The sequence below is a fragment of the Algoriphagus sp. UBA3586 genome (genome assembly GCF_002376385.1).
GTDB classification, from domain to species: Bacteria; Bacteroidota; Bacteroidia; order Cytophagales; family Cyclobacteriaceae; genus Algoriphagus; species Algoriphagus ornithinivorans.
In genome coordinates, this window is record NZ_DFMT01000035.1 from 1 (window position 1) to 17,820 (window position 17,820).

At 39.9% G+C, this 17,820-nt stretch carries 16 protein-coding genes; 6 read left to right on the top strand and 10 right to left on the bottom strand.

The window, feature by feature from the left end:
* Positions 1 to 301: 301 nt before the first annotated feature.
* Entirely contained in the window at positions 302 to 1,501 is a 1,200-nt protein-coding gene (locus B2906_RS13395; RefSeq protein WP_286940259.1) for a hypothetical protein, read from the top strand.
* Positions 1,502 to 1,534: 33 nt separating this feature from the next.
* Here B2906_RS13395 and B2906_RS13400 read toward each other — a convergent pair whose 3' ends face one another.
* The 10 genes from B2906_RS13400 to pdxA all read right to left on the bottom strand — a co-directional run bounded on the left by B2906_RS13400 (position 1,535) and on the right by pdxA (position 13,223).
* The gene (locus B2906_RS13400) at positions 1,535 to 3,661 is read right to left on the bottom strand and encodes a c-type cytochrome domain-containing protein (RefSeq protein WP_286940266.1); all 2,127 of its coding nucleotides are present in this window, start codon (positions 3,659 to 3,661) and stop codon (positions 1,535 to 1,537) included.
* A gap of 3 nt (positions 3,662 to 3,664) precedes the next feature.
* Positions 3,665 to 5,119 (bottom strand): DUF1501 domain-containing protein, encoded by a 1,455-nt coding sequence (locus tag B2906_RS13405; protein WP_286940269.1) that lies wholly within the window; start codon positions 5,117 to 5,119, stop codon positions 3,665 to 3,667.
* 1 nt (position 5,120) lies between these two features.
* Entirely contained in the window at positions 5,121 to 7,436 is a 2,316-nt protein-coding gene (locus B2906_RS13410) for a PSD1 and planctomycete cytochrome C domain-containing protein (RefSeq protein WP_286940271.1), read from the bottom strand.
* A gap of 137 nt (positions 7,437 to 7,573) precedes the next feature.
* Complete coding sequence (accC, locus tag B2906_RS13415; RefSeq protein WP_286940275.1) at positions 7,574 to 8,923, bottom strand: acetyl-CoA carboxylase biotin carboxylase subunit; 1,350 nt, start codon at positions 8,921 to 8,923, stop codon at positions 7,574 to 7,576.
* A gap of 24 nt (positions 8,924 to 8,947) precedes the next feature.
* Positions 8,948 to 9,424, bottom strand: coding sequence for an acetyl-CoA carboxylase biotin carboxyl carrier protein (accB, locus tag B2906_RS13420; RefSeq protein ID WP_286940278.1), 477 nt, complete (start codon positions 9,422 to 9,424; stop codon positions 8,948 to 8,950).
* Positions 9,425 to 9,512: 88 nt separating this feature from the next.
* A complete protein-coding gene (gene efp / locus B2906_RS13425) occupies positions 9,513 to 10,076 on the bottom strand; it encodes an elongation factor P (protein ID WP_091655236.1) in 564 nt (187 codons plus the stop codon).
* A gap of 23 nt (positions 10,077 to 10,099) precedes the next feature.
* The gene (locus tag B2906_RS13430) at positions 10,100 to 11,098 is read right to left on the bottom strand and encodes a beta-ketoacyl-ACP synthase III (RefSeq protein WP_091655265.1); all 999 of its coding nucleotides are present in this window, start codon (positions 11,096 to 11,098) and stop codon (positions 10,100 to 10,102) included.
* A gap of 221 nt (positions 11,099 to 11,319) precedes the next feature.
* A complete protein-coding gene (gene rpmF / locus B2906_RS13435) occupies positions 11,320 to 11,511 on the bottom strand; it encodes a 50S ribosomal protein L32 (RefSeq protein WP_091655237.1) in 192 nt (63 codons plus the stop codon).
* Positions 11,512 to 11,540: 29 nt separating this feature from the next.
* Entirely contained in the window at positions 11,541 to 12,107 is a 567-nt protein-coding gene (locus B2906_RS13440) for a YceD family protein (protein ID WP_091655238.1), read from the bottom strand.
* A 93-nt stretch (positions 12,108 to 12,200) separates the two neighbouring features.
* The gene (pdxA, locus tag B2906_RS13445; RefSeq protein WP_286940292.1) at positions 12,201 to 13,223 is read right to left on the bottom strand and encodes a 4-hydroxythreonine-4-phosphate dehydrogenase PdxA; all 1,023 of its coding nucleotides are present in this window, start codon (positions 13,221 to 13,223) and stop codon (positions 12,201 to 12,203) included.
* A gap of 105 nt (positions 13,224 to 13,328) precedes the next feature.
* Between pdxA and rsmA the strand changes: the two genes are divergently transcribed.
* The 5 genes from rsmA (at position 13,329) to B2906_RS13470 (ending at position 17,648) form a co-directional block, all read left to right on the top strand.
* Complete coding sequence (gene rsmA, locus B2906_RS13450; protein ID WP_219959285.1) at positions 13,329 to 14,114, top strand: 16S rRNA (adenine(1518)-N(6)/adenine(1519)-N(6))-dimethyltransferase RsmA; 786 nt, start codon at positions 13,329 to 13,331, stop codon at positions 14,112 to 14,114.
* Positions 14,101 to 15,468 (top strand): magnesium transporter, encoded by a 1,368-nt coding sequence (gene mgtE / locus B2906_RS13455; RefSeq protein WP_219959284.1) that lies wholly within the window; start codon positions 14,101 to 14,103, stop codon positions 15,466 to 15,468. Before rsmA ends, mgtE begins: the two co-directional genes overlap by 14 nt.
* 4 nt (positions 15,469 to 15,472) lie before the next feature.
* Positions 15,473 to 16,402, top strand: a complete 930-nt coding sequence (locus B2906_RS13460) for a 2-hydroxyacid dehydrogenase (protein WP_286940311.1) — start codon at positions 15,473 to 15,475, stop codon at positions 16,400 to 16,402.
* A 165-nt stretch (positions 16,403 to 16,567) separates the two neighbouring features.
* Positions 16,568 to 17,041, top strand: coding sequence for a transcription elongation factor GreA (gene greA / locus B2906_RS13465; protein ID WP_091655243.1), 474 nt, complete (start codon positions 16,568 to 16,570; stop codon positions 17,039 to 17,041).
* Positions 17,042 to 17,255: 214 nt separating this feature from the next.
* Positions 17,256 to 17,648, top strand: coding sequence for an HIT family protein (locus B2906_RS13470; protein WP_286940313.1), 393 nt, complete (start codon positions 17,256 to 17,258; stop codon positions 17,646 to 17,648).
* The last annotated feature ends 172 nt before the right edge of the window (positions 17,649 to 17,820 follow it).

Genomic DNA, 17,820 nt, shown 5'->3' on the forward strand with positions numbered 1-17,820 from the left:
AAAAAAAACTGAAAATCTTCTTGCTTAAACCTTAGAATCCTGGCAGGCGAAGCCTCCAGATTCTGATCCTTTTAGCGGACAATAATCCGTATTTTTGTCAATACTGGTAAGAAAGCGGGAATCCATAATAAAAAATCTGATTAAGCGGAATTTAAATACTTTTAAAATTATTCTTTCTTTTTGGGATGGGAGACCATTTCCTGTACCTAGAGGCAGGAATGACCAAAGTTTCAGTAATCAAGTTCTTCAATCTGTTTGTAGACACTTATATTAAATCTATTTAAAAGCAGCAATATCAATCATGTTTCAAGCATCTTTTTGCACTATAAATAATCCGGTATCCAACTTTCTAAAAATAGGTTTTCTCATAATTTTCATATCATCCTGTAATGATGCCAAAGATTCAAAAAAATACTCAGAGACTAACTTTCAAGTCAAAGTAGTTGACTCGTTGGAAATTGATTATCTGGGTAATCTTTGGTTAATCAATTATGATCCTGCAAGTCAAAGATACCTAGGCTTTGGAAATGGGAATCAAGAATTGGTTGTATTGGATACGAGTGGAGTTATCCTAGAGCAATTTGAAGTGCCCCATGATGGGCCAAATTCAGTTTCTATGATAAATGCAATCAGTATGGTTGATGGCAAAATTCAAATCCTTGAGTTTGGTAAAGGCTTGGTGAAACTCGATCAAAAGGGAAATAAAATATGGAATCTCCGTTTTCCCTATTTTGCTTTTTATCTAAATGGAATTGCTGGGCAGCCATTTTTTAGCATGGGAAAAGAAGTGGCATTTTTAAGGCCTGAAAAAGTAGACTCTAAGGAAATAGATTGGGATGAAGACCTAAAAGGTATTTTTGAATCTGTTTATCATGCACCCATTTTGGAAATAATGGATACTACCAGCCTTGAAAGTCGTCAGACTATGCCTTTTCCTCCCGGTTCTTTTTATCAAGACGGGAATTTTTATGGATGGACTTTTCCAACGGTGTTAAGAAAAGAAAAAGATTGGTTCCTATACTTAGGAAGTGAAATGAAGTTTTACCACTACAAAGAAAGTGCTGGCGAGATAGATTTTGTGAAAGAAGTTTCTCTTCAGGTCAATGATGCTGTCCCTCAAATAGGGGTGCCTTTCGAAAAACAAGATGATTTTTTTGATTTAGCGGGGAAGAGTTATTCCGGTAGAATTAACTCAATAACTTTTGACAAAAATAACATCTATGTGATCTATGAAAAAGGGTTTACTGAAGACTTTATGAGCGGTTTGGATAAAGATCCGAGAAAAAGGATAAAACAGATTGAAAGCGAAAAGCAGAACTATTTGGCAGTTTTTGACCAAAGTTTAACTCTCCGGGAAAATGATATACCTCTTCCCAAAGGACTGATTTACACCAATATTGTCACTGAAGAAGGTGAGATTTTGGGGCTAAAAAATCAGGATTATTTTGGAGAGGAAAAAGATCAGGTTGTTTACTATAAATTGAAAGTTATTAGGAGTTAAATGCAATTTCTGATTGATTGAAATTTAATCCTTTCAATTCAATAAAATCTCGTCTATAAATACCCAGCCTTTCGCTCCGGCTCCAGGGTGCCAGGCTGGGAGTGAGGAAATTGGATTGAGCTTGACTTTTATTTTTTGAGGACTATTGCCTTGGATCTTGTATTGAAGTAATTCCGATCTGATTTCACCAATTTTTTCAGACTGTTTGGGTTGATCCCGAATGATACTTTTCCATCTACCATCTTCCCAGCTAAATATTTCAACCTGCGTAGGAGGGAAGATATAGGCACTTTCATGATATAATAAGCTCAAGCCTAAACTTTCCACATTTTGATTTTCAGGAATCTCAAACTCAGCTTCAAAGGCTTGTTCACTATAGCCCAGCCATTCCCCGGAAGTGTGATTGTTTTTTCCCTTGATTTGATCAAAAAGCGTATTAGCTCCCTGAGCTTGATATCTTGGATTTGGAGGATTTAGAAGTTTTGAATCTGAAGGACTCAGGCCTGACTTCATGTATACTGAGGATACAGTCGGCGAACTTTTCCAATCAGGAGCAAAGACTTTGGCTTGGATTTTTCCGGATTGATTGATCCAAATAGACTGCGAATAGATAGGGCTATTGAGGCTATCAGGCTCAGTTCCATCTAAAGTGTATCGAATCTCAGCCACTGGAATCGGATGACTGAGGACTAATTCCAAACTGTCTTTGAAAAGTGTTTTTGCCTGTGAGATTTTAGGAGGATTCAATTCATAAATTATCCCTTTCCCATCAAATCCAAAATCAATTCTTGTGGTTGGTAGATTTTTTTTCAATTCATTTTTTTGAGAATCCGAAAGCCCAGTTTGCCACAAGAAGAGCTTTTTCAAATGATTCATTTGAGACAAAATTTTGATACTTTCCTGATGGAGGGTATTTCCTGAAAGCGCTAATTCTTGAAGGGATGATAATTTTCCCAGTTGCTCAATTTGTTTAGAGGATAGGCCAGAAAAATTTAGTGTAAGCTTTTCCAAGTTATTGAAATCCTCCAAAAAGCTTAAATCCAGATTTCCCAAAGGCATTTTGTTGAGGCTTAGCTCTACCACCTGAGTTTTTACTTTTTTCAAATCATTGAGTGAAGCAGGGTCGAAGGCAGCTATTCCGAAGTAAGAAACAGCTAAGGCTGGAGACTCAGGGTAAAGAGGCATGACCGTTCTATAAAAATTATTGAGCTCTTTGACAGTTTCAGGTGAAGCTGCTTCGAACTCATACGTTCTTTCTGGCTGAAAGCGCAAGCTTGCAAATTGATATAGTTTACTTTCCTTTTCCAGCTCTTCCATTTTCTGGTCAAACTTTGCCCCATTCGCAACCCACTCCTTTAAAATACTCAATTCTTCTTCAGAGAGTTGAGCCTTGTTTTTAGGGGGCATATGTTCCTTTGCATCCATAGGGAGGCTAATGCGCTGAACCATCATGGAGTTTTCCAAATCCCCGGCCAATGCGAAAGGCCCTGTTTTACCTCCCTTTTGAATTCCTTCTAAATGATCCAGCCTTAATTCGCCTTTAATTTTGCCCTCTCTATGACAAGTCACGCATTTTGCCTCCAGGATAGGCTGGACAATATCTCTGAAAACCTCTGCTTCCGCCATGGTAGGAACTTGACTCTCCTCTGTGTTTAATGGGGCTAATAAAAAGTCTTCCCCATGAGTTAGGTTAGCACCCCAGTGTCCTGTTAAAATAACTCCTATGGCTAAAATCACGGCAGAAAAGCCTATGGTTTTGGAGCTGATATTTCTGAAAAAATAGATGAAAACAGAAAGTAAAAACACCAAAAATCCAGCCCATTGATGCCAATTTAGAGCCTCTCCTTCGTAATCTTCTTTTGCTAAAATTAAACCTGCGACTACGGTAATCCCTGCAAAATTAGCTCCAGCAAGAAAGATCAGCTCACCGATATTTTTGACCTCATTGTTGTTACGAAGACTGGGTACCAAGAAAAATATGATGCCTGCAAGTAGTAGGACTATAGGGAAATGCAAGAGTAGGGGATGGGATCTGCCTATTACTTGAAAGAAGGACGGAAACTCCGTGCTTTCTGGAGCAACACTGAGTACAATACTGAGCCCTAGCCAAACAAAAAGACAGTTTTCAAGCAGGTTACGGAGCGTTGATTTTTCTCTCATAAATTAAGCGATCAGGTCTTTCACCACTTTGCCGGATACGTCAGTCAGTCTATATCTTCTGCCGAGATGTTTGTATGTCAGCTTCTCATGATCTATACCCAAAAGGTGTAAAACAGTAGCTTGAAAATCATGGACATGCACTGGGTTCTCAGCGATGTTGTAACCGAATTCATCTGTTTCACCATACACCATTCCGGATTTTACTCCTCCGCCTGCCATCCAAATAGAAAAAGCCCTGGGATGATGATCTCGTCCGTAGTTTTCCACTTGGATTTTGCCTTGACAATAATTGGTTCGGCCAAACTCTCCACCCCATATCACTAAAGTTTCGTCTAATAAACCTCTTTGCTTCAAGTCTGTGATCAAAGCTGCAGAGGCCTGATCCACATCTTTGGCTTGCATAGCCATTTGATTGGGTAAGTTATCGTGTTGATCCCAACCCTGATGGTATAATTGAACAAATCGAACTCCGCTCTCAGAAAGCTTCCTTGCCAAAAGACAATTGGCAGCGTAAGTTCCTGGAACCAAACAGTCTGGTCCATATAACTTGATTATGGAATCGGGCTCTTTAGATACGTCCGTGATTTCAGGCACAGCAGTTTGTATTCTATAGGCCATTTCATATTGCTGAACTTTTGCTGTGATGGCTGGATCATTAAACTCCCGGAAACTCAAATCATTCATTGCAGCAATCTGATCCAGCATTTTTCTGCGCTCATCCCGGCTCATGGATTTAGGATCTTTCAAGTACAAGACCGGGTCTTCGGAATTAGAGAATTGAACTCCCTGATGAGTCGCATCTAAAAATCCATTGCTCCAAAGCTTAGAATAAACCCCCTGTCCATTTCCTTTTCCTCTGCTTAGTAATACACAGAATGCCGGTAAGTTGCTGTTCTCACTTCCCAAACCATAGCTCAACCAAGAACCCATGCTTGGGCGATTACCTACTTGAGCACCAGTTTGGAAAAATGTCAAAGCAGGATCATGGTTGATTGCTTCTGTATGCATAGACTTTACTATGCATATATCATCCACTATGCTGGCTGTATGAGGGAAAATGGATGAAATCCATGCTCTGCTTTCCCCGTATTGTTGAAAATCAAAATAGGAACCCACTAAGGGGAATTTCTCCTGTCCGGCCGTCATTCCTGTCAATCTTTGACCCATGCGAATAGACTCTGGGAGATCCTGTCCATAGTTTTTTTGCAGAAGAGGCTTATAATCGAAAGATTCTAATTGAGAAGGGGCACCATTTTGAAAAAGATAAATAACTCTTTTTGCTTTGGGAGCAAAATGAGGAAGAGCGGCCATAATTGCATCTTCGGATTCACTTCTTCCTGAAAAAAGATCGGGAACCAGCAAAGAACCCAAAGCGGCACTCCCAAGCCCAAGACTTAATCTGGAAAGAAATTTTCTTCTATTGAGATTTAATCCCTGTTCTAAGATCTCTTTTTCCATGTTAGATTTTGGTTATTGTTTCTTCCAGATTGTAGAGGCTCACAATTACCTGCATCAAAGCAGCAGTCTTGGCATTAATATGTTTTTCTTCCAGAGGATATTCTCCTACCTCCAAGCTTTCTTTGACCTGGCTTGGATTGGATTGAAACCTTTCCAGCTGGTCATCATAATAACTCATCAAAAGCTTCGATTCTTTTGAGCTCATTGGCCTGCATAGAATTCTAAGAAATGCCTCTTCTATTGCATTTTTGGATTCAGTTTCCGGAGTCATTAATCTGGAGGCTAATACTCTAGAAGCTTCGAGAATTAAAGGATCATTAAGCATGACCAAAGCTTGCAAAGGAGTATTGGTTCTGCCTCTCCCTACCTCGCATCTATCCCTATTACTTGAATCAAATATTATGGCTTTGGGTGGAGGAACGGTGAGTTTGATGAAATTATAAAGCCCTCGTCGATAAAGGCTTTTTCCATGATCTTGAACATAAGTTGCCAGCACGCCACGTCCCGATGATGCTGCCTCCCAGATGCCTTCCGGCTGATAGGGTTTGACGCTAGGTCCACCCACCTGATTAACCAATAAACCACTACTGGCCAGAACCAAATCTTGAATGTTTTCAGCTGGTAATCTTAATCTAGGTGCTCTTGACAGGTAAATATTTTCAGGATCTTTATTGAGGTGCTGCTTGGTGATTTTTGCGGATTGTTGATAAGTGGCAGAGCTGACAATCTGTTTCATTAAACGCTTGATATCCCAGCCATTTTCCATAAAATCTACTGCGAGCCAATCCAGTAATTCTGGGTGGGAGGGAAGGTCTCCCTGCATTCCAAAATCTCCCGCTGATTTGACTATTCCAGTTCCGAAGATTTCCTGCCAAATAAGATTAACAAAAACTCGGGCCGTCAATGGATTATCTCTATTGGTAGCCCATTGAGCCAATCCCAGTCTGTTTTGAGGAAGATTAGTGGGGAATTCAAGGATTGAAGCTGGAGTAGAAGGGTTCACCGGACTAGTGGGAGCATCATATACTCCTCTATCTAAAATGTAGGTGGTTCTGGCTTTCTCACCTTCCAACTCACCCATGACAGAAACAGATAATTTGCTTGTGTCCGGATAATTGATAAAATCTAAAATTCCGCCCAAGTCTTCCCGTTCTATCCATAGAATGGGAGTTTTAGCGGGCTTTGAAATACTCACATCTCCCTCGTAGCCTTTTTCTGGGCTATTATTGAAGAAGGCGAAAAATTCATAATATTCTTTCTGAGAGAATGGATCATATTTATGATCGTGGCACTGAGCACATTCCATAGTAATGCCCAATATTCCTTTGCTGAAGGTATTGGTCTTATCCAGCACATATTCTACTCTATATTCTTCATCAATAACCCCGCCTTCTTCAGTGTATTTATGGTTTCTATTGAAAGCGGTGGCCAAAATCTGCTCCTTGGTGGGGTTTGGTAATAAATCCCCTGCAATCTGCCAGGTGATGAATTGATCATAGGGAAGATTAGAGTTTAGTGCATGGATCACCCAATCCCTGTATGGCCACTGGGTTCGAATATTGTCATCCTGATACCCATAGCTATCGGCATATCTGGAAATATCCATCCAAAGAATAGCCAGTTTTTCTCCAAAAGACTTTTCTTCCAATAAATTGTCTATCAGATTTTCATAATTGCTAGACTCGTCCAGGTCAGAAAATTGCTGTAGAATCTCAGGGCTAGGGGGGAGCCCCGTTAAATCCAGACTCACACGCTTGATCAATTCATAGGATTCTGCTTTTGGATTTGGCTTTAAACCCTTTTCCTTCATCTTTTGAAGGGTGAATTGATCTATTTCATTCTTGGCCCATTCAGTTTTTGGAGGGAGTTTGCCCTTTTCTGCTTTTACAAAAGCCCAATGAGGCTCGTATTTTGCGCCTTGTTCTATCCATTTTTTAATCAGTGCAATTTCTCCTTCGCTGAGCTTTAGGTTAGATTCAGGAGGAGGCATCATTTCCGAAGGATCAAGAGAACTGATTCTATGGTAAACCTCAGATTCTTCAGGTTTTCCTGATACCAAAGCAAACTTTCCCGGATTTTCCTTCAAGACCTTAAATGCAGAACTTTCCAAGTCTAATCTGAGATCAGCTTCCCTTTTATTAGCATCAGGACCATGGCAGGCAAAGCACTTATCAGATAATATGGGTCTGATATGGAAATTGTAACTGACTTGGTCTATAGATTCCAGCGAGTCATATTCTTTATTGCTTGGTTCACATGACCAGAAAAATGGAACTAAAAGAATTAAAGCATAAATATTTCGCCTCTTAAAAACCATAGAAGGGATTATTTTGGTATTTCAAGTTATGGAAAAATTTTAAAAAAGTATAAGTCGTTTTTGATTAATTTTTATTTACCAAGGCAATAAAAAAGCCACCTGAAAAGGTGGCTTTAATTATTTTTATTTATTCAATATCAGCTCTTTATCACTGAGAAATCAAATGATTCCAAGAATTTGGTGGTAAAGTTTCCTTCCTTGAATTGTTCATTTTCCAGCAAAGCAATGTGGAAAGGAATAGTGGTTTTAATACCATCAATCACAAACTCTTCCAAGGCTCTTTTCATCCTTACTATCACCTCTTCTCTACTTTGACCACTTACGATCAACTTGGCAATCATGGAGTCGTAATTTGGTGGAATGACATAACCTGCGTAGACATGCGAGTCAACTCGAACCCCACGTCCTCCTGGGATATGAAGGTTTTGAATTTTTCCCGGACTTGGTCTGAAACCATTGGCAGGGTCTTCTGCATTGATTCTACACTCCATAGCATAGAGTTTAGGGAAGTAATTTCTTCCTGAGATTTTCTCACCTGCAGCTACCTTGATTTGTTCTTTGATCAGATCAAAATCAGTTACTTCCTCTGTAATTGGATGCTCTACCTGAATTCGGGTATTCATTTCCATGAAGTAGAAGTTTCTGTCTTTATCGACCAAGAACTCTATAGTACCTGCTCCCTCATAGCCTATGGCTTCAGCGCCTTTGATAGCAGCTTTACCCATAGCTTCTCTAAGTTCATCCGTGATGAATGGGGAAGGAGTTTCCTCTACCAGCTTCTGATGTCTTCTCTGTATAGAGCAGTCTCTTTCTGATAAGTGACATGCTTTTCCTCTGCTATCTCCAACTATTTGAATTTCGATATGTCTAGGTTCCTCAACAAATTTTTCAAGGTACAATCCATCATTGCCAAAGGCAGCTCCAGATTCCATTTTTGCATCATCCCATGCTTTTTTGAAATCTTTGTCTTCTTTAACAATTCTCATTCCTCGGCCACCGCCGCCTGCAGTTGCTTTAAGGATAACCGGATAACCCATTTCATTGGCTAGTTTTAAGCCTTGCTCGATGGAGTCCAATAGACCTTCTGAACCTGGAATAGTCGGTACACCTGCTGCTTTCATGGTTGCTTTAGCAGTAGCTTTATCACCCATCTGGGCGATCATATCCGGGGATGCGCCAATGAATTTAATTCCGTATTCATCACAAATTCTTGAGAATTCAGCATTCTCAGAAAGGAACCCATAACCCGGATGAATAGCGTCTGCATTGGTGATTTCAGCAGCGGCAATTATTCTGGGAATATTGAGATAAGATTCTCTACTTGGAGCCGGGCCGATGCAAACTGCTTCATCTGCAAAGCGAACATGCAGGGAATCCTTGTCTGCTGTAGAGTATACAGCTACAGTTTTAATTCCCATTTCCTTGCAAGTTCGAATTACTCTTAGAGCAATTTCACCTCGGTTGGCTATTAATATTTTTTTAAACACAGCGATTTATTTTTAGTGGAAAAATTAACCTGCTGGATCTACCAAGAACAATGGTTGATCGTATTCAACTGGTGTTGCATTGGAAACTAAGATCTTTACAATCTTACCGGAAATTTCGGATTCAATTTCGTTGAAAAGTTTCATCGCTTCGATGATACACACGGTCTGTCCAGCCTTGATGGTGTCACCTACATTTACAAATGCAGGAGCATCAGGGTTAGGAGTAAGATAGAAGGTTCCGATCATCGGGGACTTAATTTCTACCAAATTAGAGCTGGCCGCAGCTGGAGCCTCAGAAGCAACAGGTTGAGGTGCTGGTGCTGGCGCTGGAGCCGGTGCTGCAGCTGGCTGAGGAGCCGGAGCTGATTCCACCACTCTCACTTGAGCAGACTCTGCATATTTCTTGATAGAAAGTTCGAATTCTTCTGTTTTGATTTTTACTTCAGCCAGACCAGAATTCGAGATATAGTCGATTAATTCCTGAATTTCTTTTGCTTTCATAGGTTTCATGTTTTGGATTGCCTCTCGGCAGGGTTGGGTTTAAAACAATAAAGCTGTGTAATTTACTAAAATCACACAGCTTTTGATTTTATTTTACTCGTTCGGAATAAGAACCATCACGAGTGTCTACCTTGATCATGGTGTCCTGATCTACAAAAAGAGGAACCATCACAGTAGCACCTGTTTCAACAGTTGCCGGCTTCAAGGCATTAGTAGCAGTATCACCTTTGATACCCGGCTCGGTATAGGTGATCATCAATTCAACAAATGGAGGTAATTCCACAGAAAGTGGAGTTTCAGTCTCATCGTGGATCAAAATATCCACAAGCTGACCATCTTTCAATAAATCAGAACGCTCGATCAGTTTTTCTTCGATCATGATTTGTTCGAAGGTATTGGTATCCATGAAGTTGTAACCCATGTCGTCCTTGTACAGGAATTGATGAGGTCTTTTTTCAACTCTCGCAGTGGTTACCTTTTCACCTGCGTTGAAAGTCTTATCCAAAGTTTTGGCAGAGGTAAGACTTTTCAATTTTGTTCTGACGAAAGCAGCTCCTTTTCCTGGCTTTACGTGCTGAAATTCTACAATGGTCCAAATATCATTGTTCATTTCAAGGCACAATCCATTTTTAAAATCTGCAGTACTTGCCATATATATTTGAGTTTATTTTTTTCTTATTTGGGGTCGTAAGCCCATTTCACATAAATAGATCCCCAGGTAAATCCACCACCAAAAGCAGCCAAAATCAAATTGTCTCCTTTTTTGAGTTGACTTTCATAGTCCCAAAGACAAAGTGGAATGGTGGCGGCAGTGGTATTACCATAGCGTTCAATATTCATCATTACTTTTTCTGGACCTACCCCCATTCTGTTGGCTGTGGCATCTATGATTCTCTTATTTGCCTGATGGGGAACAAGCCAAGCTACATCGTCTCCAGTCAATCCATTTCTTTCCATTACTTCAGCACTTACATCTGCCATGTTGGTCACAGCAAATTTAAACACTGTTGAGCCTTCTTGGTAGGCGAAATGCTCTCTTGCTTCAACTGTTTGATGAGTGGCTGGCTTACGGCTTCCTCCTGCTTTCATATGTAAGTAGGGTTCGCCTGATCCATCAGATCTCAAAATCGCATCTCTGATACCATATTCACTGGTGGTAGCTTCAAGTAATACTGCTCCTGCACCGTCTCCGAAGAGGATACAGGTTGTTCTATCCTGATAATCTACGATGGATGACATTTTATCAGCACCTACTACCACTACTTTTTTGTGGGTTCCCGCCTGAATAAATTGAGCTCCTAACTGAAGTGCATAAAGGAAACCTGAACAAGCGGCAGAAATATCAAAACTGAAGCTCTTTTTTGCTCCTACTTTGTCTGCTATGATGTTGGCTGTTGCCGGAAAGGGCATGTCAGGAGTGACAGTCGCACAGATGATCAATTCCACATCCATTGGGTCGGTACCGGTTTTTTCCAACAGTCCTTTGACTGCTGCTGCACCCATTACCGAGGATCCTTGGTTTTCTCCTTTGAGAATTCTTCTTTCCTTGATTCCTGTTCTCGAAGTGATCCATTCATCATTGGTCTCGACCAGTTTTTCAAGTTCTTTGTTTGTCAGACGGTATTCAGGTACATACCCCTGAATCCCGGTGATCATGGCTCTTAGTTGCTCCATTTGATTTTGTTTTTCCAAAGACAATTCAAAAAGTCTTTGATTTTCTTAGGTTGATAGGTTTTGCTAAGGAAGGTCAAAAATATTACAATTGCTTCTTACCACCAAAATTAATCCGTTTATGACAGCTAAGTCATTGGTTAAATGAGTCTTGGAATTAGCTGAAAAACAAAAATCCATCCCGTTTCGGGGATGGATTTCAATTTTATGAGTTAAATATTGGATTAAGCCAATACTTCTTTTTCGATGATCACCTGACCTTTGTAATACAACTTACCGTCCAACCAGAAAGCTCTGTGAGGAAGGTGCATTTCACCAGTTGTAGGACATTTAGCCATACCAGGAGCCTCTAACTTGTAATGAGTTCTTCTTTTATCTCTTCTGGTTTTCGAAATTTTGCGTTTAGGATGTGCCATTTTATGCGTGGTTTATGATTTCTCGTTCTTTATTTTTTTAATTTTTTCAGCATCTCCCAACGGGGATCTACCGGTGTGTCTTCATTTTCTTCTGAGTTTTCCTCTTCTTCCTCCCAGTCTGACTGATCATCGATATAAATGTATTGTCCATCTATATCAGAATCGTCTTCCTCATCCAATTCATTGCGGTGATCAGGGTGGATTTTCTTGGCTGGAATAGCCAATAAGATAAACTCGTAAATCAACTGAGCTACATTGATTGAAGGAGTATCCCTTGTAATCATGTAGATATTATCGTCAATTTCTTTTTCTTCAGAGCCATATTTGAAAATGATCTCCTCTTGAATATCAAGCGGATAATCAAATTCTTCGAGACTTCTATCACAAGTCAGTCTTACATGACCCGCAATATCAAACTCCATCTCTATCAAATTTGCTCCTTTATGCATGATGACCCTTGTGGTCAGCTTGCCTTTCTCAACCAGTTCATTATCCTCGAAAGCCGAAAAGAACTGATCGTCAATCAGAAACTCGATTTCGTGCTGTCCTTCTTTGAACTTAATTACCTCAATATCAAAGCTTCGTAAGAATTTCACACTTCCTCCTTCTGATTTAAGACCGCAAAAATAGGTATAATTTTGTTTTATCTAAAATAGTCAGGGAAATAATATTTGGTTAAACCGAAATAATTATTCCTCCTCGACTAATGATTCATGGTATTGGATGATATCAGAGGCCAAATAAATGGCCGCACGCATCGACCCCTCATCTGCCAGATTCTTTCCTGCAATATTATATGCAGTTCCATGATCCGGCGAAGTACGAATAACAGGCAGTCCTGCTGTGAAGTTCACTCCATTGCTAAATGCTATTGATTTGAAAGGAATTAGCCCCTGATCATGATACATGGCTAGGATCCCGTCAAACTTACTTTGATGCACCATTCCAAAGAAACCATCAGAAGGATAGGGACCAAAGACCAGTTTGTTTTGGTCTTTCAATTCATTGATAGCAGGTCTGATTACTTTTTCTTCTTCCTCTCCCAGCAATCCATCTTCTCCGGCATGTGGGTTTAGTCCCAGAATTGCAATTTTTGGTTTGGCAATTCCAAAATCCTTCTCCAGGCTTTGTAGCATTAAATTCGCTTTCTCTTTGATCTTCTCACCTGTTACGGTTTGAGCTACTTTTGATAAAGGAATATGTCCAGTGACTAAGCCAACTCGAAGTTGTTCTGCCACCATAAACATCAAGCTTTTTTTCGCACCGACAGCTTCGGTTAAAAATTCAGTGTGTCCTACAAATTTTAAATCCTCAGAGTTGATGTTGTTTTTATTCAATGGAGCAGTGACCAAAGCCTGAATATTTCCAGCTTTTAAGTCTTCAACTGCCATTTTTAGCGCTTCTAGAGCCATTTTACCAGCTTCCTGAGTTTCTACTCCAGGGATAATCTCCGGACATTCTTCTACAGCATTGATCACATTTACTCGCTTGTGCTGTATTTCGTCCAGAGAACGAATTTGCACAAAATTGAAATCTTCCATGCTGAGAAGCTTTCTGTAATAACTCAGTGCTTTTCCATGCCCATAGATCAATGGAGTGAAGTTTTTATAAGTTCTATTGTCCTGAAGAGCCTTCATAGTTACTTCTGCCCCAATGCCATTGATATCCCCTATGCTGATCCCTATTATGGGTTTTGAAATTTTAGCGCTCATAAAAACTTGATTGTTGAAAAGAATGGCCTAATCTTGAACTTAGGCCTTTAGGAATATTGTCTTAATTTTAGGCTGCAATTTATAAAAATTTATCTGAGCTATTCGATGCAGAACGTCAGACCCAAAAAACATCTGGGCCAACATTTTCTGACCGACCTTAGTATTGCCGAGCGAATAGCTCAAGCAGTGCAAGGCCATGGAGATGTAGGCTGCGTATTGGAAATCGGCCCCGGAATGGGAGTGCTGACAGATTTTCTGTTGAAAAACCCCTTGGAACTATATCTAATAGATATTGATTCTGAGTCCATAGCTTATCTGCATCAGAAATATCCCCAGCTTGGAGGGAAAATCATTGAAGGGGATTATTTAAAGGAGAATTTAGATGCTGTTTTACCGGAGCGTTATGCCATAGCCGGAAACTTCCCTTACAATATTTCTTCTCAGATCTTTTTTAGGGTTTTGGAAGAAAGGCAAAAAGTAACTGAGGTAGTCTGCATGCTTCAGAAAGAAGTCGCGCAGCGAATTGCTTCTCCAAAAGGAAATAAAGATTATGGTATTTTGTCTGTTTTGCTTCAGGCATATTATTCTATAGAATATTTGTTTTCCGTTCCTCCCGGTGTTTTCAATCCCCCTCCGAAAGTAAATTCCGGAGTGATTCGCTTGACAAGAAACCAAACAGATAAACTGGATTGTAATGAAAAGCTTTTCTTCCAGGTTGTCAAAGGTGGTTTTGGAAATAGGAGAAAGACATTACGGAATTCTCTGAAATCATTTCAGCTTGCTGAGGAGTTTAAAAGCCATCCTATTTTGGATAAGCGAGCAGAACAGTTAGATGTGGCTGATTTTGTGTTTTTAACCCAACAAATCGAAGCTTCCCGTGGAAATCATTAAGCAATTTGAACTTTCAAAAGAATACCTAGAAAGCCTTAGGTTGGCGATCGAGTCTGAAGACCTCGTGTTCATCGAGGAGTCTTTGGAAGGGGTAAATGTAGCTGATATCGCAGCCATCCTCGACGAGCTGTCGATGGAGGAGTCTATATATGTGCTCCGTGCTTTAACCAAACAGACAGCTGCTGATATTCTGATAGAGTTGGATGACAATACGCTTTTCAGGGTTTTGAAAGAAATCAATGAAGCTGAGATAGCATCCTACATCGAGTTGATGGATTCTGATGATGGAGCGGATATTTTAAATTTACTGGGTGAGCGTGAGCGGGAGGAAGTTATTTCTCATTTTCAGGATAAACTCAAGTCTGAGCAAGTCTTGGACTTGTTGCGCTATGAAGAAGACACCGCCGGTGGTATCATGGCCAAAGAATTTATCCGAGCCAATAAAAACTGGAATGTCATCCAAACCATCAATGAAATCCGGAGACAGGCTGAGAACGTTGAAAAGATTTTTTCCATTTATGTTGTAAATAATAGACAGCAACTTTTAGGGAGAGTGTCCCTTAAGAAAATAATTTTGGCTGGTGAGAATACCAAAATAGAGGATATTTATGAGGAAGAGGTGATTTCTGTTCCTACCTATATGGATCAGGAGGAGGTAGCTTCTATCATGAGAAAATATGACTTGGAATCTGTCCCGGTTGTCAATGCCAAAAACAAATTGGTGGGTCGGATTACAGTTGATGATATCCTTGACGTAGTGCAGGAAGAAGCTGATGAGGATATCCAAGCTATGGCCGGTATCTCCGGAGATATCGAAGAGTCTGATTCCATTTTTTTGATCACTAAAGCAAGATTGCCTTGGCTATTAATTGGTGTAATGGGAGGATTGATGGGGGCTAAAATCATTGGTTTCTTTGAAGAAGGTTTGAATAAATATTTAGCCTTGGCCTCCTTTATTCCACTGGTGGCAGCTACTGGAGGAAACGTTGGGATTCAAGCAAGCTCTTTGATTGTTCAATCTCTTGCCAATAAATCCATATTTGATGACACACCACTTCAGCGATTTTTTAAAGGCTTACTAATTGCCTTGATCAATGGAGTTGTATTGGGAGGTTTTGTTTTCTTGGTGGTCGTCTTTCTTTATGGTTTTGAGCCAATCTTCGGGGTTACAGTTGGGATTGCCCTGTTCTGTGTGGTACTATTAGCCTCATTTATGGGGACAGTTACTCCGTTAGTCCTAAACCGATTTGGTATCAATCCAGCCATAGCATCCGGTCCATTCATCACCACCACCAATGATTTATTAGGCTTGGCTGTTTACTTCGGCGTTGCCATGCTATTACTCAATTTGTGATTAAATGAAGATTTTGATTATAGACGAGATGCACTTGAGCATCATCGATTTATTGGAAAATGAAGGTCACCAAGTAGATTATGAGCCAAAAATTTCCAGGTCTGAGATTTTGGAAAAAGTAGCAGATTATCATGGGCTTGTAATCCGTTCTAAAACTCCCATGGATAGGGAATTATTGGAAAAGGCCAGTCAATTGCAATTTATAGCCCGAGCTGGAGCTGGTTTGGATCAAATTGATTTGGAGTACTTGGTGGAGCGGGGAATCAAATTATTTCATGCTGCCAAAGGAAACCGCGACGCTGTGGCAGAGCATGCAATAGGAGGCTTATTAGCCTTGTTCAATCATGTCATTAAAGCTGATTCCGAAGTGAGAAAAGGAATCTGGGATAGAGAAGGAAATCGAGGACATGAACTAAAGGGGAAAACGGTAGGGATCATGGGTTATGGCAATATGGGGAGCCAGTTTGCCAAAAGACTTAAAGGTTTTGGAGTTCGTGTGATGGCCTATGATAAATATAAATTGGGCTTTGGCTCGGAAGAGGTAGAGGAAGTCATTTGGGAAAAAGTCAAAGCAGAAGCTGATGTGTTAAGTTTGCACATTCCTTTGACTTCAGAAACCAGGAATTTTTTTACTTATGAAGAATTAAAGAGCTTCTCCAAACCTTTTTGGATGATCAATACCGCAAGGGGTGAAGTCATCAGCTTTGAGGTACTTAATAGAGCATTGGATGAAGGGATATTAAAAGGAGCTGTTTTGGATGTTCTGGAAAATGAAAAATTCAAGAAGTTTACCGATAAGCAAAAAGAGGAGTTTGTAAGACTGGCCGCTCGAGATAATGTAATATTTAGTCCACATGTTGCTGGCTGGACTTTTGAATCCTATGAAAAAATCAATAAAGTTCTGGTAAAGAGGATAAAAAAGGCTTTTAATTAGTGAATTGGGTGAAAAAACAGGAGGCTTTTATTTTTGAGGCAATTTTGCTTTCTGATTAGAGTTTTTCTATTTTTGTTTTACAAATTCAGGAAGAAAACAAGGTAACGGTCCCTTTCACGCGACCGTTACTTTGTTTTTTGTACCTACTTAACAAAGTGATATTTTATGTCAAAAGTACAATACTACACAGAAGAGGGTCTTAAGAGGTTGAAGGATGAACTTCACGAGTTGAAGACCAAAGGAAGATCTGATATTGCAAAGCAGATCGCAGAGGCACGTGACAAGGGTGATTTATCCGAAAATGCCGAGTACGATGCTGCAAAAGATGCACAGGGCCTATTGGAACTTAAAATCGCCAAGTTAGAGGCAGTGGTAGGAAATGCCAGAGTTTTGGATAACTCTCAAATGGACCAATCTAAAGTTGGGATTTTGAGCACGGTAAAAATCAAAAATGTAAAGAATGGGATGACTGTTTCTTACACTTTGGTATCTGAGGAAGAAGCTGATTTGAAAGCGGGGAAAATTTCCTTAGCATCTCCATTTGGAAAAGGTTTAGTAGGCAAGACTGTGGGAGATATTGCCGAAATCAACGCTCCAGCAGGAAAGCTTCAGTTTGAAGTTCTAGAGATTTCTTATTGATTTAAAATATTAACAGTTAGGAATCCCGGTTTTCGCCGGGATTTTTTTATTTTAAGGATTCGTATATCTACTTTTCTACCTATAAGAAAATCATCAGTTTAAAAACTCAGCCTGATGGCTATCAGGGACAAACTTCGGTCTTCGGTCTTCGGTCTCCATTAGCAAAGGGAGATAGGGCTGCTTGAAAAATTCCGAATAATCATATTTAAAAATTATGGTAAGCATATTTACAAAAATCATCAATCGGGAAATTCCCGGACATATCATCGCTGAGGATGAAAACTACATAGCTTTTTTGGACATTATGCCTTTGGTGAAAGGGCATGTTTTGGTAGTTCCCAAACAGGAAGTAGACTATATTTTCAACTTAGAACCAATTGTCTTATCCGGTTTGATGACATTCGCTCAAAAGGTGGCGAAGGCAATGGATAAGACGATCAAGTGTACCCGTATTGGAGTAGCAGTGATAGGATTGGAAGTTCCTCATGTCCATGTGCATTTGGTCCCTTTGAAAACCATGGATGATATCAATTTCACCCGACCTAAACTCAAATTGGAGAAGGAAGAATTGGCAGAAATAGCAGAGCAGATTAAAAAAGGATTTTAAGAGAGAGAATAGGGGCGAGAATCGAGAAGTTAGAGAAGAGAGAGTAGAAGTAAGAGAAGGGTCTGGGATTTTCAAGAAAATAAAAAAACCGAAGCTGGTAAAGCTTCGGTTTTTTTGGTATTTGTGTGTATGCGTTCTTACCTAGAAAATGATAAATATAACTTAGAATTAG